This is a genomic window from Stutzerimonas stutzeri, assembly GCF_024448985.1.
GTDB classification, from domain to species: Bacteria; Pseudomonadota; Gammaproteobacteria; order Pseudomonadales; family Pseudomonadaceae; genus Stutzerimonas; species Stutzerimonas stutzeri_AP.
On the sequence record NZ_JAMOII010000006.1, the window covers coordinates 85,740 to 104,014 of the forward strand.

General features: G+C 60.5%; 17 protein-coding genes and 1 tRNA gene. 10 read left to right on the forward strand and 8 right to left on the reverse strand.

Annotated features, from left to right (window positions below):
- Nucleotides 1-291: 291 nt before the first annotated feature.
- From NA647_RS09875 to NA647_RS09890, 4 genes are all read right to left on the reverse strand, one after another.
- Nucleotides 292-3,126: a valine--tRNA ligase gene (locus NA647_RS09875; protein WP_256057525.1), complete on the reverse strand. Its 2,835-nt coding sequence runs from the start codon at nucleotides 3,124-3,126 to the stop codon at nucleotides 292-294.
- Between the two features lie 172 nt (nucleotides 3,127-3,298).
- Nucleotides 3,299-3,661 carry a DNA polymerase III subunit chi gene (locus tag NA647_RS09880; RefSeq protein ID WP_256057526.1) on the reverse strand — a complete coding sequence of 121 codons (363 nt, stop codon included), beginning with the start codon at nucleotides 3,659-3,661 and terminating at the stop codon, nucleotides 3,299-3,301.
- A 127-nt stretch (nucleotides 3,662-3,788) separates the two neighbouring features.
- The gene (locus NA647_RS09885; protein WP_256057527.1) at nucleotides 3,789-4,208 is read right to left on the reverse strand and encodes a DNA polymerase III subunit chi; all 420 of its coding nucleotides are present in this window, start codon (nucleotides 4,206-4,208) and stop codon (nucleotides 3,789-3,791) included.
- Between the two features lie 22 nt (nucleotides 4,209-4,230).
- The gene (locus tag NA647_RS09890) at nucleotides 4,231-5,724 is read right to left on the reverse strand and encodes a leucyl aminopeptidase (protein WP_256057528.1); all 1,494 of its coding nucleotides are present in this window, start codon (nucleotides 5,722-5,724) and stop codon (nucleotides 4,231-4,233) included.
- A gap of 180 nt (nucleotides 5,725-5,904) precedes the next feature.
- Here NA647_RS09890 and lptF point away from each other — a divergent pair, with 180 nt between their 5' ends.
- Nucleotides 5,905-7,026 (forward strand): LPS export ABC transporter permease LptF, encoded by a 1,122-nt coding sequence (gene lptF, locus NA647_RS09895; RefSeq protein WP_256057529.1) that lies wholly within the window; start codon nucleotides 5,905-5,907, stop codon nucleotides 7,024-7,026.
- A complete protein-coding gene (gene lptG / locus NA647_RS09900) occupies nucleotides 7,019-8,080 on the forward strand; it encodes an LPS export ABC transporter permease LptG (RefSeq protein ID WP_256057530.1) in 1,062 nt (353 codons plus the stop codon). Before lptF ends, lptG begins: the two co-directional genes overlap by 8 nt.
- A gap of 79 nt (nucleotides 8,081-8,159) precedes the next feature.
- On the opposite strand, the gene NA647_RS09905 is transcribed toward lptG, so the two are convergent.
- The 3 genes from NA647_RS09905 to NA647_RS09915 form a co-directional block, all read right to left on the reverse strand.
- On the reverse strand, nucleotides 8,160-8,657 hold the full coding sequence (locus NA647_RS09905) for an RDD family protein (RefSeq protein ID WP_256057531.1): 498 nt from the start codon (nucleotides 8,655-8,657) through the stop codon (nucleotides 8,160-8,162).
- A gap of 95 nt (nucleotides 8,658-8,752) precedes the next feature.
- Nucleotides 8,753-8,965 carry a cold-shock protein gene (locus NA647_RS09910; protein WP_014853413.1) on the reverse strand — a complete coding sequence of 71 codons (213 nt, stop codon included), beginning with the start codon at nucleotides 8,963-8,965 and terminating at the stop codon, nucleotides 8,753-8,755.
- A 464-nt stretch (nucleotides 8,966-9,429) separates the two neighbouring features.
- Nucleotides 9,430-9,516 (reverse strand) — tRNA-Leu (locus NA647_RS09915).
- 115 nt (nucleotides 9,517-9,631) lie between these two features.
- Here NA647_RS09915 and queA point away from each other — a divergent pair.
- The 6 genes from queA to NA647_RS09945 all read left to right on the forward strand — a co-directional run bounded on the left by queA (nucleotide 9,632) and on the right by NA647_RS09945 (nucleotide 15,643).
- The gene (gene queA, locus NA647_RS09920) at nucleotides 9,632-10,681 is read left to right on the forward strand and encodes a tRNA preQ1(34) S-adenosylmethionine ribosyltransferase-isomerase QueA (protein ID WP_256057532.1); all 1,050 of its coding nucleotides are present in this window, start codon (nucleotides 9,632-9,634) and stop codon (nucleotides 10,679-10,681) included.
- A gap of 14 nt (nucleotides 10,682-10,695) precedes the next feature.
- Nucleotides 10,696-11,811 (forward strand): tRNA guanosine(34) transglycosylase Tgt, encoded by a 1,116-nt coding sequence (tgt, locus tag NA647_RS09925; RefSeq protein WP_256057597.1) that lies wholly within the window; start codon nucleotides 10,696-10,698, stop codon nucleotides 11,809-11,811.
- 39 nt (nucleotides 11,812-11,850) lie between these two features.
- Entirely contained in the window at nucleotides 11,851-12,180 is a 330-nt protein-coding gene (yajC, locus tag NA647_RS09930) for a preprotein translocase subunit YajC (RefSeq protein ID WP_131651186.1), read from the forward strand.
- A 66-nt stretch (nucleotides 12,181-12,246) separates the two neighbouring features.
- Entirely contained in the window at nucleotides 12,247-14,115 is a 1,869-nt protein-coding gene (secD, locus tag NA647_RS09935; protein ID WP_256057533.1) for a protein translocase subunit SecD, read from the forward strand.
- Nucleotides 14,116-14,127: 12 nt separating this feature from the next.
- Nucleotides 14,128-15,036 carry a protein translocase subunit SecF gene (gene secF / locus NA647_RS09940; protein ID WP_256057534.1) on the forward strand — a complete coding sequence of 303 codons (909 nt, stop codon included), beginning with the start codon at nucleotides 14,128-14,130 and terminating at the stop codon, nucleotides 15,034-15,036.
- 73 nt (nucleotides 15,037-15,109) lie between these two features.
- Nucleotides 15,110-15,643 (forward strand): glycine zipper 2TM domain-containing protein, encoded by a 534-nt coding sequence (locus NA647_RS09945; protein WP_256057535.1) that lies wholly within the window; start codon nucleotides 15,110-15,112, stop codon nucleotides 15,641-15,643.
- Between the two features lie 60 nt (nucleotides 15,644-15,703).
- On the opposite strand, the gene suhB is transcribed toward NA647_RS09945, so the two are convergent.
- Nucleotides 15,704-16,519: an inositol-phosphate phosphatase gene (gene suhB, locus NA647_RS09950; protein ID WP_256057536.1), complete on the reverse strand. Its 816-nt coding sequence runs from the start codon at nucleotides 16,517-16,519 to the stop codon at nucleotides 15,704-15,706.
- A 143-nt stretch (nucleotides 16,520-16,662) separates the two neighbouring features.
- Here suhB and trmJ point away from each other — a divergent pair, with 143 nt between their 5' ends.
- Together trmJ and cysE are read left to right on the forward strand one after the other, a co-directional pair.
- Entirely contained in the window at nucleotides 16,663-17,445 is a 783-nt protein-coding gene (gene trmJ / locus NA647_RS09955) for a tRNA (cytosine(32)/uridine(32)-2'-O)-methyltransferase TrmJ (protein ID WP_256057537.1), read from the forward strand.
- A complete protein-coding gene (cysE, locus tag NA647_RS09960; protein ID WP_256057538.1) occupies nucleotides 17,445-18,221 on the forward strand; it encodes a serine O-acetyltransferase in 777 nt (258 codons plus the stop codon). The genes trmJ and cysE overlap by 1 nt, the downstream gene beginning before the upstream one ends.
- Nucleotides 18,222-18,275 lie beyond the last annotated feature (54 nt).

Genomic DNA, 18,275 nt, shown 5'->3' on the forward strand with positions numbered 1-18,275 from the left:
GCGTACGGCTGCCCGGTAGGGGCTGGCTGTGCTGCGGGCTTAGTTCATGTCGTAGAGCTTCTGCGTTGGCTCGGCCTGCCAGTTGTTATTCGGGATTTTGTTGTGAGACATATTGTACCGGCGGTGCCGGTTATAACTTGTCACTGATCAAGCGCGATTCAACCGGCTGGCGTTCGGTTTACGGTAAGGCTGAAGATGAAAGTGGCGCTCAAGACGAAGAGCGCTAGCAGGTGCCAGCGCACTCCGTTTTGCTACTGATCGCAACGGCGAGCCGCTGCGATCAGCTATCCATCACAGCCCGGCGATGCGCTCGCGCTGTTCCACCAGTCGGGCTTTTGCTTGCTCGGCTTCGGCCAGTTTGGCGCGTTCCTTGTCGATCACCTCGGCCGGCGCCTTGTCGACGAAGCCGGCGTTGGAGAGCTTGCCGCCGACGCGCTTGACTTCGCCGTCGAGGCGGCCGATTTCCTTGTCCAGGCGAGCCAGTTCGGCGTCCTTGTCGATCAGGCCAGCCATGGGCACCAGTACCTGCAGGTCGCCGACCAGGGCGGTGGCAGACAGCGGTGCCTCTTCGCCTTCGCTAAGCACACGGACGCTTTCGAGCTTGGCCAGCTTCTTCAACAGCGGCTCGTTCTCGCCGAGGCGGCGCAGGTCCGTTTCCGAGGCATTGCCCAGCACCACGTCGATGCGCTTGGCCATGGAGATATTCATCTCGCCACGAATCTGGCGAATGCCAAGCATGAACGCCTTGACCCACTCGATATCGCCTTCCGCTGCATCATCGAAGCGCTCGGGGTTGTATTCCGGCCAGGGTTGCAGCATCAGGGTCGGACCGGTCTTGCCCGCCAGCGGCGCGACGCGCTGCCAGATCTCTTCGGTGATGAAGGGCATGAACGGATGCGCCAGGCGCAGTGCGGTTTCCAACACGCGTACCAGGGTGCGGCGGGTACCGCGCTGGCGTTCGGCGCTTGCGGTTTCGTCCCAGAGTACTGGCTTGACCAGTTCCAGATACCAGGCGCAGTACTCGTCCCAGACGAATTCGTACAGGGCTTGCGCAGCCAGGTCGAAACGGAAGTTTTCCAGCTGGCGGGTCACTTCGGCTTCGGTGCGCTGCAGTGCGGAGATGATCCAGCGGTCCACGGAGGACAGCTCGACAGCCTCGCCATTGACGCCGGTGTCCTTGCCCTCGGTATTCTCGAAGACGAAGTTGGCAGCGTTCCACAGCTTATTGCAGAAGTTGCGGTAGCCCTCGACGCGGCCCATGTCGAACTTCACGTCGCGGCCGGTGGAGGCCAGCGAGCAGAAGGTGAAGCGCAGGGCGTCGGTACCGTAGCTGGCGATGCCTTCGGGGAATTCCGCTTTCGTCTGCTTGGCGATCTTCTCGGCCAGCTTGGGCTGCATCATGCCGCTGGTGCGCTTTTGCAGCAGCTCGTCCAGGGTGATGCCGTCGACGATGTCCAGCGGGTCGAGCACGTTGCCCTTGGACTTGGACATCTTCTGGCCTTGGCCATCGCGGACCAGGCCGTGCACGTAGACGGTCTTGAACGGGATCTGCCCGGTCAGGTGGGTCGACAGCATGATCATCCGCGCGACCCAGAAGAAGATGATGTCGAAGCCGGTGACGAGCACGTCGGTGGGGTGGAAGGTCTTGAGGAAGTCGGTCTGCTCGGGCCAGCCGAGAGTGGAGAAGGTCCACAGGCCGGAGCTGAACCAGGTGTCCAGCACGTCCTCGTCCTGACGCAGTTCGACGTTGTTGCAGAGGTTGTACTTGTTGCGCACCTCCGCTTCGTCGCGCCCAACGTAGACGTTGCCGGCTTCGTCGTACCAGGCCGGAATGCGGTGGCCCCACCAGAGCTGACGGCTGATGCACCAGTCCTGGATGTCACGCATCCAGCTGAAGTACATGTTCTCGTACTGCTTGGGCACGAACTGGATCTCGCCGCTTTCCACCGCGGCGATGGCTTTTTCGGCCAGCGGCTTGGTGGATACGTACCACTGGTCTGTCAGCCAGGGCTCGATCACGGTGCCGGAACGGTCGCCGCGTGGGACCTTTAGGGCATGGTCGTCGATCTTTTCCAGCAGGCTCATGGCCTCGAAGGCTGCGACGATGGCCTTGCGCGCGTCGAAGCGATCCATGTGTGCGTAGCCATCCGGCAGGATCGCGTCGACCCGGTCGTTCGGCGTGCCGTCGAGGTTGAATACCTGGGCGCGTGCGAGAACGCAGGCGTTTTCGTCGAAGATATTGATCAGCGGCAGGTGGTGGCGCTTGCCGACTTCGTAGTCGTTGAAGTCGTGGGCCGGGGTGATCTTCACGCAGCCGGTGCCGAACTCCAGATCGACGTACTCGTCGGCGACGATGGGGATCAGGCGGTTGACCAGCGGCAGCATGATGTGGCGACCGATCAGGTTCTTGTAACGCTCATCCTCGGGATGTACCGCGACGGCGGCGTCACCGAGCATGGTTTCCGGGCGAGTGGTGGCGACCACCAGATAGTCCTTGCCGTCGGCGGTGCGCGCGTCGTCGGCCAGCGGATAGCGCATGTGCCAGAGATGGCCTTTCTCGTCGTGGTTCTCCACTTCGAGGTCGGAAATGGCGGTGTGCAGCTTGGTGTCCCAGTTGACCAGGCGCTTGCCGCGATAGATCAGGCCGTCCTCGTGCAGGCGCACAAAGGCTTCCTTGACCGCTTCGGACAGGCCCTCGTCCATGGTGAAGCGTTCGCGCGACCAGTCCACCGAGGAGCCCAGGCGGCGAATCTGCCGGGTGATGTTGCCACCGGACTCGTGCTTCCACTCCCAGACCTTCTCGAGAAACTTGGCGCGGCCCAGGTCGTGGCGGTTGACGCCTTGGGCGCCCAGCTGGCGTTCGACCACCATCTGCGTAGCGATGCCCGCGTGGTCGGTGCCCGGCTGCCACAGGGTATTGCGGCCCTGCATGCGGCGGAAGCGGATCAGCGCGTCCATGATGGCGTTGTTGAAGCCATGGCCCATGTGCAGGCTGCCGGTGACGTTCGGCGGCGGGATCATGATGGTGTAGGGCTCGCCCGAACCCTGGGGTGCGAAATAGTTGTTCGATTCCCAGGTCTGGTACCAGGAAGTCTCGATGGCGTGGGGCTGGTAGGTCTTGTCCATTCGGCGGGACCCTTAGAACGGCTGGTCGGAAAAACCGGAGAGTATAAAGGTAAGTACGCGAGCGGCAGAACCGCAATGGCACTTTTATCGCGCCGCGATCGAGGTGACAGCTGGTCTGGGCTGGGTTGGAAGGGTGCTATCGAAAGGCGACCTGAGTTGTCGTATCGGCAGCTCAGGAGCGGTGGGTCTTGATCAGTTGCTCGGCTCGAGCTTCCAGTCGATGTCGCAGCTCGGCTTCGATCTGCGGAACGAAGTCGTCGATCACTTCTTGCAAGATCAATTGTGCAGCGGTGCGCAATTCGAGATCGAGATGGCGCTCGGCCAGGGTACGAAACGCCGTACGGACGGCGGGTTCGCGGGGCTCCGGCTCTGGCTGGCTTGTCGCGGAAGCTGCGGGTTGGACTATTTCCGAGAGCACAGGGATGCTGTCCGGATCCAGTGTCTCGCTCAACACGGGCGGGTCCTGATCTCCTAGCAGCGCACGGATGGACTCCAGGTCGTCGAGTAGATGGGTGGGTTTCGGCGTTTGCGTCATGTACGGTGGTTTCCGGAGATTAAGCGCCCAGGTGATCGTGGCGCTCCTTAAACTGGATGAGCCCGATGCCTATCGTTGTTGACTCGTCGATAAGGCGATGAGTTCGCCGAACCCAGCGGCACTGGCGCTACAGTTCGACTCGCTTCGGTTCATAGCCACGTTGCCGATAGAGGCGGAAATTGTCCCGGCAAAGCTCTAGTAGCTCCGGTTGCTGGTTGACGATCTCGATCACACGGCTGAATTGATCAGTATGTGGCGACAGCGTCGGTGCCAGATTGATCAGCAGACCTTGCGCGGTGGCGGGTGGTTGCTCCGTACCGACCACCACCGGCGCATGCGGATCGTCCTCATGCAGCTCGTGCGGTATGAAGCGTTCGGCGCGAAAGCTCCAGAGCAACTCGTCCAGCTCGCCGCACTGCTGGCTGTCGTCGCAACGAATGAACACCGGCATTCCGTGCTGCCAGCCCTTGCTCGCCAGCAGGCAGGCCGCCCTGGCACGGCCTGCCGGTTCGCTATCGGGCAACACGTAGAACTCGACCCGTGTCATGTCCTGTTCCCGCTCGCCTGTCTCATGCCTGCTCGGCTCGGTCCAGCAGGTACTGGGTCAGTAGGGGGACGGGACGGCCGCTGGCGCCTTTTTCCTTGCCGCCACTGATCCAGGCGGTGCCGGCGACGTCCAGGTGCGCCCAGGGGTAAGCCTTGGTGAAGCGCGAGAGGAAGCAGGCGGCGGTAATCGTGCCGGCCTTGGGACCGCCAATGTTGGCAATGTCGGCGAAGGGGCTGTCCAGTTGCTCCTGGTATTCGTCGAACAGCGGCAGTTGCCAGGCGCGGTCATCGGCTTTCTGGCCGGCGCCCAGCACCTGCTGCAGCAGCGCGTCGTCATTGCCCAGCAGGCCCGAGGTGTTGCTGCCCAGGGCAACGATGCATGCGCCGGTCAGCGTGGCGACGTCTATCACGGCGCGCGGCTTGAAGCGCTCGGCATACGTCAGGGTGTCGCAAAGGACCAGACGGCCTTCGGCATCGGTGTTGAGTATCTCGACCGTCTGACCGCTCATGGTGGTGACGATGTCGCCCGGGCGCGTGGCCTTTCCGCTGGGCATGTTTTCCGCACAGGCCAGCAAACCGACCAGGTTGATCGGCAGCTGCAGTTCCAATGCCGCGCGGAAGGTGCCGAGCACGCTGGCCGCGCCGCACATGTCGTATTTCATTTCATCCATGCCGAGGCCGGGCTTGAGGCTGATGCCGCCGGTGTCGAAGGTAATACCCTTGCCGACGAGCGCGTAGGGCTGCTCGCCTTTCTTGCCGCCGTTGTACTGCATGACCACGATACAGCCTGGCTGGTCGCTGCCCTGGGAGACGGCGAGGAAGGCGCCGGCACCAAGTTCGCGTAGCTTCTTCTCGTCCAGCACCTCGACTTTAAGCCCCTTGAATGCCCTGCCGAGCTGCCTGGCCTGTTCGGCCATATAGCTGGGGTGGCATATGTTCGGCGGCAGGTTGCCCAGATCACGGGCGAAGCTCATTCCAGCGGCGATTGCGGTGGCGTGGCGTGCGGCTTGCTCAGTCTGAGTCTGGCTTGCTTTGTCGGCGAGAAGAGTGATTTTGCTGAGCGCCGATGCGTCGCTCTTCTTGCTCTTGAATTGATCGAACCGGTACTGACCATCAGCCAGCACTTCGACCAGCATGCGAGTGCGTTCGTATAGATTGCGATCTTTGACCTGAACGTCTTGCACGGCGAGGGTCGCGTCGTTGCCACCGAGGCCCTTGAGAACCCCGAGGGCTGCGCCTGCGGCTTTTCGCCACTGACGAGCGTCGAGTTCGTCCCCCTTGCCGATGCCAACCAGCAACACGCGTTCGGCCTTGAGGCCCGGGACGCTGTGCAACAGCAGGGTCTGGCCCGGCTTGCCCTGCAGATCACCGCGCTTGAGTACCGTGCTGATGGCTCCGCCGCTGGCCTGATCCACGCTCTGCGCAGTAGCCCCGAGCAGTTGCCCCTCGGCAACTGGCAGAACCAGGGTGGCTGTTTTGGCCGCAGCGGCTTTGGTTGTTTTAACAACGAATTCCATGGCGTCGAGTCCCCAAGACAAAGAGTCGGGTTTGCAGGATAATGCCGGGCCTATTTTCCGGTGGTTCGTCCACCTGGGCGTTGAGTCTGCGTGAATCCAACGTCCTGTTGCGGGCGGACCGGCTGTCGGCGGCTAGTTTGAGCGTAGCCGCCGGAGCCTGACAACCCTGGAGTGTCCGGTTTGATCGTCTTTCGTTACCTGTCCCGTGAGCTTCTGGTCACCTTGAGCGCCGTCAGTGCCGTGCTGCTGGTGATCATCATGAGTGGACGCTTCATCAAATACCTTGCGCAGGCTGCGCAGGGGCTTCTCGATCCGGGCGTGCTGCTGATGATCATGGGATTCCGCCTGCCCGGGTTTCTACAACTGATTCTGCCGCTGGGCCTGTTTCTCGGCATTTTGCTTGCCTACGGCCGGCTCTATCTCGATAGCGAGATGACCGTTCTTTCCGCCACCGGCATGAGCCAGCGTCGCCTGCTGGTTTATAGTCTGGCGCCGGCCGCGCTGATCGCCGCGCTGGTTGGCTGGCTGAGCCTCGGCCTGGCACCGCAGGGGGTGGCTGAGGTTGATCGAATCCTCAATGAACAGGACTCGCTGACCGAGTTCGATACGCTGGTGCCTGGACGTTTTCAGACCTTGCGCGACGGAACCCGTGTGACCTATACCCGCGAGCTGACCGATGATCGCACTGAGCTGGCCGGCGTGTTCATTTCAGAGACCAATCTTTCCAGCGCAACCGGTGAGAAGCGTGGCCTATCCGTGCTGGTTGCTGAAAGTGGTCGGCAGGAGATCCAGCCCGATGGAAGCCGTTACCTGATTCTGGAAAACGGTTACCGCTATGACGGCAATCCGGGGCAGGCCAATTACCGCGCGATCCAGTACGACATTTACGGCGTGCTGCTGCCCAAGCCGGAGGTCAGCGTCGAGCTGAGTGAGCGCGAGGCAATGCCTACCAGCGAATTGCTCGGCAGCGACGACATTCGCTTGCAGTCCGAGCTGCAATGGCGTCTGTCGCTGCCGTTGCTGGTCTTCATCGTAACCCTGCTTGCGGTGCCGCTGTCGAAGGTGAATCCGCGTCAGGGGCGCTTTCTCAAGCTACTGCCTGCAATTCTCCTGTACATGACCTATCTGGCGCTGCTGATCGCTGCGCGTGGTTCCCTTGATAAGGGACGGATCCCCGTTGCATTGGGGCTCTGGTGGGTACATGCAATCTTCTTTGCGATAGGAATGTTGATGCTTTACTGGGAACCGCTGAGGCTCGCCATCAGCAAGCGTCGGAGCAGGTCGGGGGTCGCTCATGCGTAAACTCGATCGGTATATCGGCAGCCATGTATTGCTGGCGATTCTTACGGTGCTCGGCATTATCGTCGGGCTGGCGTTGCTGTTCGCTTTCATCGACGAGCTGGGGGACGTAAAGGGGAGTTACGGCACGTTGAATGCCGCTGTTTACGTCCTGCTCACAACGCCGTCGCGAATCTACGAAATGCTGCCGATGGCGGCACTGATCGGTTGTCTCATCGGCCTCGGCACGCTTGCCAGCAGCAGCGAGCTGACCATTATGCGTGCCGCTGGCGTATCGCTCGGGCGTATCGTGGTTGCCGTGATGAAGCCGATGCTGCTGCTGATGCTAGTAGGTATTCTGATTGGCGAATATCTGGCGCCGTGGAGCGAGAATATTGCTCAAGCCAACCGGGCGGCGGCGCAGGGGGCAGGTGAGGCGCAAAGCAGCAAGCGCGGCCTCTGGCATCGTCAGGGCGACGAATTCGTACACATCAATGCGGTGCAGCCAAGCGGTCTGCTGCTGGGTGTCACGCGCTACCGCTTCGATGAGCAGCGGCAGCTTCTCTCGGCAAGTTTTGCCCGCCGGGCACGCTACGATGGCGATCACTGGCAACTCAGCGGCGTCGCTACCACGCATTTCCGCGGCGACCATACCGAAGTGGTCAAGGTCGCCGAGGAGCGTTGGGACGTGCTCTTGACGCCGCAGTTGGTCGGTACGGTGGTCATGGAGCCTGATGCCTTGTCCATCACCGGTTTGTGGCGCTATATCCATTACCTTGGCGACCAAGGGTTGAATAACGGGCGCTACTGGTTGGCGTTCTGGACCAAGGTGTTGCAACCGATGGTGACGGTGGCGCTGGTGCTGCTGGCCATCTCGTTCATCTTCGGGCCGTTGCGCTCGGTGACCCTCGGGCAACGCATCTTCACCGGTGTGATCGTCGGCTTCGTGTTCCGCATTCTGCAAGATCTGCTAGGCCCGGCGAGCCAGGTGTTCGGCTTCTCGCCGCTGCTGGCGGTGGCGGTGCCCGCAGGCATCTGCGCGCTAGCGGGCGTCTGGTTGTTGCGTCGGGCGGGGTAGGGTGGCGGCAAGCTTCAAGCCATAAGTATCAATGCATGACAAATATTTAGCATCCGCCCGCACGCTGATCAGCTTGCAGCTATTTCTTATGAATATTCTTTGGTAGCTGAACGACCTGGCTTTCCGAATAGATGTCATGCCAGGTGCGGTGCTGCTTGTCCCAAAGCATCCACCAGTAGCCCAGGCCCAGCGCCAGCAAGGACATGATTGCAATCAGAAAGCGCAGCAGCGCCTGCCACAGGTCGATGGCGCTGCCGTCGGCGTTCTGGATGCGCACGCCCCAGACCTGCATACCAAGCGTCTGGCCATTGTGGGTCCAGAACTTGGCGAAAAAGCCGAACAGGCTGAACAGCAGCAACGTGGACAGGATCGGATCAATGTCCAACCCGCCAGCTTCAGCTAATGTTTGCAGGCCTTCGCTGCCGTAAATCAGGCGAAGCACGCCCTGTTGGTAGAGCAGTGTGACCACCATCATCAGTGCGATGGAAAGAAACGAATCGTAGAAGATTGCGGCGAGTCGGCGAAGTAGGCCGGCTGCAGGAAACTGGCCCTGCGGGCTAAGCAGATGGTTGCGCATGGGTGTCTCGCTAAAAATGGCAGTGCGCATTCTACGGAATCGCGCGCATAAAAAAGCCCCTGATGTTGCCATCAGGGGCTTTTCGGAGCGAGGGCTTATTCCTGGATTTGAACCTGGTCCGCCTGCATGCCCTTTTGACCTTGCACAGCGATGAAGCTGACTTTCTGGCCTTCTTTCAGGCTCTTGAAGCCGTTGCCTTCGATCGCGCGGAAGTGCACGAACAGATCCGGACCGCTCTCGGGAGTGATGAAACCAAAACCTTTCTCGTCGTTAAACCACTTGACGGTACCGTTCTGACGATTCGACATGTCTTTGTATCCTTGAAACTCAATAGTAGAAGCGCCCCTGCGTAGGGCAGGAAGCGGAGACTGGTTGCAAGGAGTAAAGAGTCGAACGGGATGTAGCGGATCTGAAGATCTACTGCACCAGGTCACGATTCAACGGCGACCCATGCAAACACAGTGGGCACACTCTACGATAACTCGCCGGCCAATGCCAAGCCCTCGGAGTCATAGAGTTTGCCCACTACAGACGGCGCCATTTCGGCGCGCTTTAGCGTTGCTTGCGTTCTTATGCTGTCGCCATGGAGCGAGATGCGCTGCGCCGTTACGAAGCTCTCGATGAGCGCTTCAGAGCGTGCTGCGATATAGCCCGATAAAGCATGTCGCGCTTGCTGATGCGCGTGGCGCATCGATACTGCTGGGGCGATGCCGCTACTGCTGCGCGGTTCCCCTGTTCCAAAGGCGATCGGTTGCCTGTGGCTTCTGATTCATGGTGCCTCGAGAGAGACTCGAACTCTCACGTTGTTACCAACGGCGGATTTTGAATCCGCTGCGTCTACCGATTCCGCCATCGAGGCACAGTGGCGGCGCAGTATAGGGATGCAATGCGAGTCGGTCAATCGTCTGGCGTGGTCAGATTGAGGCGTTTCCGCTAAGCTTTGCGCCCCCAAAGCCTCGTGCTGATCATTTTCAATGCAAGTTTCCGATTTCTCCTTTCAGCTCCCCGATTCGCTGATTGCTCGCCACCCGCTGGCCGAGCGCCGGGCCAGCCGGCTGCTGGTGCTCGATGGAATGACCGGGCGGCTGGAGCATCGTGGGTTCGCCGAGCTGCTCGACTACCTGTTGCCTGGCGATCTGATGGTTTTCAACGACACGCGGGTGATTCCGGCGCGTCTGTTCGGCCAGAAGGAAACGGGCGGCAAAGTCGAGGTGCTTGTCGAGCGCGTGCTCGATGGTCGTCGCGTACTGGCACATATCCGCTCCAGCAAGTCACCGAAGCCGGGAACAAAAATTCATATCGAGGGCGGTGGTGAAGCGCTGATGCTGGCGCGCCATGACGCCCTGTTCGAGTTGGAATTCGCGGAAGACGTGCTGCCCTTGCTCGACCGCGTCGGACACATGCCGCTGCCTCCTTATATAGATCGACCGGACGAAACCGCTGATCGCGAGCGCTATCAGACGGTTTATGCGCAGCGGGCAGGCGCTGTTGCTGCGCCAACGGCGGGATTGCACTTCGATGCGCCGCTACTGGCGGCACTGGAAGAGAAAGGTGTAGAGCGTGCTTTCGTCACGCTGCATGTGGGTGCTGGGACCTTTCAGCCGGTGCGTGTCGAGCGCATTGAAGAGCACCATATGCATCGCGAGTGGCTCGAGGTCGGCCAGGATGTGGTCGATGCCGTCGCGGCCTGCCGTCAGCGCGGTGGTCGTGTCATCGCGGTGGGTACCACCAGCGTGCGTTCGCTGGAGAGCGCGGCGCGCGACGGCACGCTTAAGGCTTTCAGTGGCGATACCGACATCTTCATCTATCCAGGCCGGCCCTTTCATGTGGTGGACGCCCTGGTGACCAACTTCCATCTGCCTGAATCGACCCTGCTGATGCTGGTCTCGGCGTTCGCCGGCTACCCGGAAACCATGGCTGCCTACGCTGAAGCCGTCTCCGAGGGTTATCGCTTCTTCAGTTACGGCGATGCCATGTTCATCACGCGCAACCCGGCCCCGCGCGGCCCCGAGGAAACCCCATGAGTCGTACCTGCCATATGTCCTTCGAACTGCTCGCCACCGATGGCAGGGCGCGCCGCGGACGCCTGACCTTTCCGCGCGGCACGGTAGAGACGCCGGCGTTCATGCCGGTGGGTACCTACGGCACGGTCAAGGGTATGTTGCCGCGCGATATCGAGGAAATCGGTGCCGAGATCATTCTCGGCAATACCTTCCACCTGTGGCTGCGTCCCGGTACCGAAGTGATCAAGGCTCACGGCGATCTGCACGATTTCATGCAATGGAAGGGGCCGATCCTGACCGATTCGGGTGGCTTCCAGGTGTTCAGCCTGGGGGCGATGCGCAAGATCAAGGAGGAGGGTGTCTACTTCGCTTCTCCGGTAGATGGCGCAAAAGTGTTCATGGGCCCGGAGGAGTCAATGCAGGTCCAGCGCGACCTGGGCTCCGATATCGTGATGATCTTCGATGAATGCACGCCCTATCCGGCCGACGAGGAGGTGGCGCGGCGTTCCATGGAGTTGTCGCTGCGCTGGGCCAAGCGCTCCAAGGAGGCGCACGGCGACAGCGTTGCGGCGCTGTTCGGCATCGTTCAGGGCGGTATGCACGAGTCGCTGCGCATGCGCTCGCTGGAAGGGCTCTGCGAGATTGGTTTCGACGGTCTGGCGATCGGCGGGCTGTCGGTGGGCGAGCCGAAGGAAGAGATGATCCGGGTGCTGGATTTCCTGCCGTCGCGGATGCCGGCCGACAAGCCCCGCTATCTAATGGGGGTAGGCAAGCCCGAGGATCTGGTCGAGGGCGTGCGGCGCGGCGTGGACATGTTCGACTGCGTAATGCCGACCCGAAATGCCCGCAACGGCCATTTATTCACCGACACTGGCGTGATCAAGATTCGCAATGCGGTGCATCGGCACGATGATTCACCGCTGGATGCCGGCTGCGATTGTTACACCTGCAAACACTTCTCCCGCGCCTATCTGCACCATTTGGACAAGTGCGGCGAAATGCTGGGCAGCATGTTGAATACAATCCACAACCTGCGTCACTACCAGCGTCTGATGGCCGGTTTACGCGATGCTATCCAGCAGGGTACATTGGCGACCTTTGTCGACGCCTTCTATGCCAAGCGCGGTCTGCCAACCCCGCCGCTTGCGTGACGAATTCATACCAACTTATCTCTGCAACAGGAGTGCTACATGAGCTTTCTGATTCCCGCCGCCTACGCACAAGAGGCTGCTGCTGGTCCCGCTGGTAGCGGTTTCGAGTGGTTGTTCCTGGTCGGCTTCCTGGTCATCTTCTACCTGATGATCTGGCGTCCCCAGGCCAAGCGCGCCAAGGACCACAAGAACCTGATCGGTGGCCTGCAGAAGGGTGATGAAGTGGTTACTTCCGGTGGCATCGCCGGCAAGGTCACTAAGGTAGCTGACGATTTTGTCGTTATCGAAGTTTCCGACAACGTTGAGCTGAAGTTCCAGAAGGTCGCGATTGCCGCGACGCTGCCCAAGGGTACTCTGAAAGCCATCTGAGCCGAGTTCAATTCAATACCACGACGGGGCGCGCAAGGCGCCCCGCGTCATTAGACGGGCTGCGTCATGCTCAATAGATTCCCCCTCTGGAAATACCTGCTGATACTGGTGGTGCTGGCGGTTGCTTGCATTTATTCGGCCCCCAATCTTTATCCCGACGACCCAGCTGTGCAGATCACTGGCGCAACCACTTCGCTGAACGTGACCGAGGCTGACCTTAGCCGAGCCAGTACAGCGCTCGAAGAGGCTGGAATTGAAGTCAAGGACGTCTCGCTGGACGAACAGGGTCGCGGCGGTCTGCTGCGCCTGCTGCACCAGGACGATCAGCTGCCGGCCAAGGACGTGATCCGCCGCGCTCTAGGTGATGCCTATGTTGTTGCTCTCAACCTGGCACCGACCACGCCCGACTGGTTGCGCAGTCTCGGCGCAAGCCCGATGAAGCTCGGCCTGGACCTGTCCGGTGGCGTGCACTTCCTGCTCGAAGTGGATATGGACAAGGCCATCGAGACTCGGTTGAACGTCTATGAAGGGGAGGTCAAGAGCCTGCTACGCAAGGAGCGTGTCCGCTACCGCAGCCTGCCTACCCAAGGCGATGCTGTGCAGCTGGGCTTTGCCGACGAGGCTACGCTGTCAGCGGCGCAAGCCCTGATTCGCAAGAATTTCAACGATTTCGACATTACCTCCAGTGAGCGCAACGGCCAGCAGGTGCTGCGCCTGGCTCTTACCGAGGCGAAGCTGGCGGAGATCCGCGAGTACTCCATCAAGCAGAACCTCACCACGGTTCGCAACCGGGTCAACGAACTGGGCGTTTCCGAGCCGCTGGTACAGCGCCAGGGTGCCAACCGCATCGTGGTCGAATTGCCGGGCGTACAGGACACCGCGGAAGCCAAGCGAATCCTCGGCAAGACCGCCAATCTGGAATTCCGCCTGGCAGCCGAGATGGATGCCCCTCGCGCCACCACCGAGACCTTCGAGTTCCGCCAGGAGGGCCGTCCACCGGCGCAATTGGAGCGGACGCTAATCATCACCGGCGATCAGGTGACCGATGCCCAGGCCAGCTATGACGAGAATGGTCGTCCGCAGGTCAACATCCGTCTGGACGGGCATGGTGGTGAGTTGATGAACCGGGCCACGCGCAACAACGTCGGGCGCAGCATGGCGGTGATCTTCATCGAGCAACGGCCGCAGACCCGTTATGTGAAGCAGATGGTCGATGGCGTCGAGCAGGAAGTGCGCGTCGAAACCTTCCAGGAAGAGAAAAGAATCATCAGCCTGGCAACCATCCAGTCGCCGCTGGGTAGCCAGTTCCGCATTACCGGCCTCGATGGGCAGGGTGAGTCTTCGGAACTGGCGCTGCTGCTGCGCGCAGGTGGTCTGGCGGCACCGATGTACTTTGCCGAAGAACGTACCATCGGCCCAAGCCTGGGAGCCGAGAATATCAAGCTGGGCGTCGAGGCGGCTCTGTGGGGCTTCCTGTTCGTCGCGATCTTCATGGTGCTGATCTACAAGTTTTTCGGTGTGCTGGCGACCGTCGCGCTGCTGTTCAACATGGTGGTACTGACCGCGCTGATGTCGATGCTGGGTGCGACCCTGACACTGCCGGGCATCGCCGGTATCGTGCTGACCATGGGTATGGCGGTGGATGCCAACGTGCTGATTTTCTCGCGAATTCGCGAGGAGATTCAGAACGGCATGTCGGTGCAGCGCGCCATCCACGAAGGTTTCGATCGGGCTTTCTCGGCGATCATCGACGGCAACCTGACTACGTTGCTGGTTGGCGGCATTCTGTTTGCGATGGGGACTGGTCCGATCAAGGGCTTCGCCGTCACGCTCTCGCTCGGAATCCTGACGTCAATGTTCACGGCAATACTCGTGACCCGCGCCATGGTCAACGTGATCTACGGCGGCCGCGATCTTAAGAAGTTGTGGATTTAAGGGGCTAGCACGATGAAACGCGTAATCAATTTCATGGGTGTACGTCATGTGGCTTTCGCCCTGACGGTAATACTCACGCTTGCTTCTCTCGGTAGCCTGGCGGTAAAGGGGCTGAATTTCGGCCTGGACTTTACTGGCGGCACGTTGATCGAGTTGTCCTACGAGCAACCGGTCGCGCTGGATGAAGTGCGGGCGCAGCTTTCCCGCTCCGATTTCGGTGAGGCCGTGGTTCAGAGCTTTGGGGCCACGACCGACGTGCTGGTGAGAATGCCGGGCGACGATCCTATGCTGGGCGAGCGTATCGCCGAGGCGCTGCGTGGCCATGAGGCTGCCCGCGCCGTCACCGTCAAACGCGTCGAGTTCGTTGGGCCGGCGGTAGGTGAGGAGCTGCGCGACCAAGGTGGGTTGGGCATGCTGCTTGCCCTTGGTGGCATCCTGATCTACGTCGCGTTCCGCTTTCAATGGAAGTTCGGTTTGGGTGCAGTGCTGTCACTTTTCCACGACGTGATTGTGGTGCTGGGCGTCTTTTCATTCTTTCAGATCTCGTTCGACCTGACCGTGCTGGCTGCGGTGCTCGCGGTGATCGGCTATTCGCTCAACGATACGATCGTGATCTTCGATAGGATCCGCGAGAACTTTCGCATGTTGCGCAAGGCGGAGCTGCTCGAGAACATCAATATATCTACTACGCAAACGCTGCTGCGGACCTTGGCCACCTCGGTGTCCACCCTGCTTGCGGTAGGTGCGTTGATGTTCTTCGGTGGGGAAAACCTCTGGGGCTTCTCGCTGGCGCTGCTCATCGGGGTCGGTGCGGGTACCTACTCGTCCGTCTACGTGGCTGGCATGTTGCTGGTGTGGCTGAAGCTTACTCGTGACGATCTGATTCCTCCGGTCGTGGAAGAGGTCGACGAGCGTCCCTGAAGCGAACTTCTGACGGGTTCGGCTGCCCAAGCCGCCGCAACGGGGTCTTGCCCGTCGGAAGAAGGAAGACGCAATGAATAAGTCGATGCTGGTGGGTGCGGTACTAGGAGCGGTAGTGGTAACCGCGGGTGGCGCATTTGCCACTTACACGCTTGTCGATCGCGGGCCGGAGTTCGCTGAGGTCCTAAACGTGGAGCCTGTCACGGAAACCATCAAGACGCCTCGGGAAGTCTGCAAGGAAGTGACGGTTACGCGGCAGAAGCCGGTACAGGACCAGCATCGCATCGCTGGCACGGCGGTAGGAGCTGTGGTCGGCGGCTTGCTCGGCAATCAGGTCGGCGGCGGCACTGGCAAGAAGATCGCGACGGTCGCCGGGGCGGTGGGAGGTGGCTATGCCGGTAATCAGGTGCAGGAGCGGATGCAGGCCAACGATACTTACACCACCACCGAGACCCGCTGCAATACGGTCACCGACACTCATGACAAGGTGGTTGGCTATGAGGTCAAGTACGATCTGGATGGCAAGGTCGGTACGGTGCGGATGGATCGCGATCCCGGTAATCGTATCCCCGTGCAGGACGGTCAGCTGATGCTGACGCAGCAGTGAGTGGTTTTTGGCTTGAATAAAAAAACGCCCCGCGGGGCGTTTTTTTGTGCTGCCGCTAGCTCAGCGTTTCAGTGACGGCGTGAGGTGCGGCTGGATAGCAGTCAGTACCGCTTTGAAGCATTTGGTGTTGCCCGCGACGATCTGGCCCTTCTCGAGGAAATTGTGACTACCGTTGAAATCACTGACAAGGCCGCCAGCTTCCTGGATCAGTAGTGCGCCGGCGGCCATATCCCATTCGGAAAGTCCGAACTCCCAGAAGGCGTCATAGCGGCCGGCGGCGACATAGGCCAGGTCCAGACTGGCGGCGCCGGCGCGACGTAGCCCGGCGGTTTGTCCCACTAGGCTGCGGAACATGTTCAGGTAGCTGTCCATGTTGTCCATTTGTCCGTCGCGGAACGGAAATCCGGTACCCAGCAGGGCGCCGTCTAGGCTCTTGCGCGTACTGACGCGCAGGCGGCGCCCATTGAGTGCGGCGCCACGACCACGGCTCGCGGTGAATTCTTCCTGGCGAACCGGGTCGAGAACGACGGCATGCTCAAGACGGCCACGGTATTTGCAGGCGATGCTGACAGCATAATGTGGGACGCCCCGCAGGAAGTTTGTCGTGCCATCCAGCGGGTCGATCACCCAGAGATAATCCTTGCCGTCACCGCTGCCTTCCAGCAGTCCGCCTTCTTCACCCAGAATGCCATGATTCGGATAAGCCTTGCGCAGCGCGGCAATGATCAGCTGTTCGGCTGTTCGGTCGATTTCCGAGACGTAATCGCGCGCATCCTTTTCGCTAACCGAGATCACGTCCAGGCGCTCGGTGGAACGAACAATCATTTCGCCGGCGCTACGGGCGGCGCGCAGCGCGATATTCAGCATGGGCTGCATCGATCAAATACCTGGTCGTTTAAAGAAAGCCGGCAATTCTATCAGAAAGCTGGCTCGGGTGTATGAGGAAGGACGCCGTCGGGACGGTAATAGCGAAGGCGTAATCCCTTCCTGTAAGCTTTCGGTTCGCTTTTTGGTCGAGAATGACAGTGTCGCTTCAAAACATTCGTGTGGTGCTGGTCAATACGAGTCATGCCGGCAATATTGGTGGCGCGGCCAGGGCCATAAAAAATATGGGCTTGTCCCGATTGGTTCTGGTGGACCCGGTGGATTTTCCTAGTCCGAGCGCTATTGCCCGGGCGTCGGGCGCAACGGATATCCTCGATTCGGCGCAGGTCGTGACAACGCTCGAAGAGGCGTTAGTGGGCTGCAGCTTGGTAATGGGGACCAGTGCGCGTGATCGCCGCATACCCTGGCCGCTGTTGGATCCGCGCGAAACCGGTTCAGTTTGCCTGGAGCAGATCGAGCGCGGCGGTGAGGTCGCATTGGTATTCGGGCGCGAATATGCCGGCCTCACCAACGAAGAGCTTCAGCGCTGTCAGTACCATGTGCATATCCCGTCCGATCCGGATTTCAGTTCGTTGAACTTGGCCGCGGCGGTGCAGGTTCTCGCGTATGAGGTGCGCATGGCCTGGCTCGCGGCGAACGGCCAGCCAAGCAAGCAGGAGAAGCTCGAAACCACTTCGATGCTCAATGCGCAGCCCGTGACCGCTGACGAGCTTGAGCGCTATTACGGGCATCTCGAGCAGACCTTGATCGATATCGGCTTTCTCGACCCGCAGAAGCCTCGTCACCTTATGCCGCGTCTGCGCAGGCTTTACGGGCGTAGCGACATCAACAAGCTCGAAATGAACATCCTGCGTGGAATTCTGACCGAGACGCAGAAAGCCGTCCGCGGCGAGCCCCACAAGCGGAGATCTGATTGATGTTCGAACGCATGCGCGAAGATATCCAGAGCGTTTTTCATCGCGATCCGGCGGCGCGTAACGCATTCGAGGTCGTCACTTGTTATCCGGGGCTGCACGCCGTCTGGTTTCATCGGGTTTCGCATTGGTTGTGGATGAAGGATTGCAAGTGGCTGGCGCGAGTGAACTCAAACCTGGCGCGGTGGCTGACGGGTATCGAGATTCATCCGGGGGCGCATATCGGTCGGCGTTTTTTTATCGATCATGGGATGGGTATCGTGATTGGCGAGACGGCGCAGATCGGTGATGACGTGACGCTCTATCATGGTGTCACGTTGGGTGGGACTAGCTGGAACAAGGGTAAGCGCCACCCTACGCTCGAAGACGGTGTGATTGTTGGAGCAGGCGCGAAGATACTCGGCCCGTTCACAGTGGGTGCTGGCGCCAAGGTCGGCTCCAACGCGGTGGTCACCCGCGCGGTTCCGGCGGGTGCTACCGCGGTCGGCATTCCGGGGCGCGTAATCGTCAAGTCGGATGAGAAGCAAGAAGCCAAGCGCAAGGCGATTGCCGAGAAAATCGGCTTCGATGCTTACGGGGTGACCGAAGATATGCCAGACCCGGTGGCGCGCGCCATTGGCCAATTGCTCGATCACGTCCAGGCTGTCGAAGAGCGGATGGAGGGTATGTGTCAGGCGCTGACTGCGCTAGGCAGCGACTATTGCGCCAAGCAGATGCCCGAGCTGCGTGAAGAGGATTTCGCTGAGGTTAAAGATCCTGGCGATGAGGCTCGCCCCTGAGGGCTGGGTGCGATAGGCGGGGCGCGCCTGTTATGATGGGCGCCTTTTGCGGAT

Bases quoted from the DNA above. Each gene is read 5' to 3' on its own strand.
- NA647_RS09875 (WP_256057525.1), bottom strand. From the start codon at position 3,126: ATGGACAAGACCTACCAGCCCCACGCCATCGAGACTTCCTGGTACCAG.
- NA647_RS09880 (WP_256057526.1), bottom strand. From the start codon at position 3,661: ATGACGCAAACGCCGAAACCCACCCATCTACTCGACGACCTGGAGTCC.
- NA647_RS09885 (WP_256057527.1), bottom strand. From the start codon at position 4,208: ATGACACGGGTCGAGTTCTACGTGTTGCCCGATAGCGAACCGGCAGGC.
- NA647_RS09890 (WP_256057528.1), bottom strand. From the start codon at position 5,724: ATGGAATTCGTTGTTAAAACAACCAAAGCCGCTGCGGCCAAAACAGCC.
- lptG (WP_256057530.1), top strand. From the start codon at position 7,019: ATGCGTAAACTCGATCGGTATATCGGCAGCCATGTATTGCTGGCGATT.
- NA647_RS09905 (WP_256057531.1), bottom strand. From the start codon at position 8,657: ATGCGCAACCATCTGCTTAGCCCGCAGGGCCAGTTTCCTGCAGCCGGC.
- NA647_RS09910 (WP_014853413.1), bottom strand. From the start codon at position 8,965: ATGTCGAATCGTCAGAACGGTACCGTCAAGTGGTTTAACGACGAGAAA.
- queA (WP_256057532.1), top strand. From the start codon at position 9,632: ATGCAAGTTTCCGATTTCTCCTTTCAGCTCCCCGATTCGCTGATTGCT.
- tgt (WP_256057597.1), top strand. From the start codon at position 10,696: ATGTCCTTCGAACTGCTCGCCACCGATGGCAGGGCGCGCCGCGGACGC.
- yajC (WP_131651186.1), top strand. From the start codon at position 11,851: ATGAGCTTTCTGATTCCCGCCGCCTACGCACAAGAGGCTGCTGCTGGT.
- secD (WP_256057533.1), top strand. From the start codon at position 12,247: ATGCTCAATAGATTCCCCCTCTGGAAATACCTGCTGATACTGGTGGTG.
- secF (WP_256057534.1), top strand. From the start codon at position 14,128: ATGAAACGCGTAATCAATTTCATGGGTGTACGTCATGTGGCTTTCGCC.
- NA647_RS09945 (WP_256057535.1), top strand. From the start codon at position 15,110: ATGAATAAGTCGATGCTGGTGGGTGCGGTACTAGGAGCGGTAGTGGTA.
- suhB (WP_256057536.1), bottom strand. From the start codon at position 16,519: ATGCAGCCCATGCTGAATATCGCGCTGCGCGCCGCCCGTAGCGCCGGC.
- trmJ (WP_256057537.1), top strand. From the start codon at position 16,663: ATGACAGTGTCGCTTCAAAACATTCGTGTGGTGCTGGTCAATACGAGT.
- cysE (WP_256057538.1), top strand. From the start codon at position 17,445: ATGTTCGAACGCATGCGCGAAGATATCCAGAGCGTTTTTCATCGCGAT.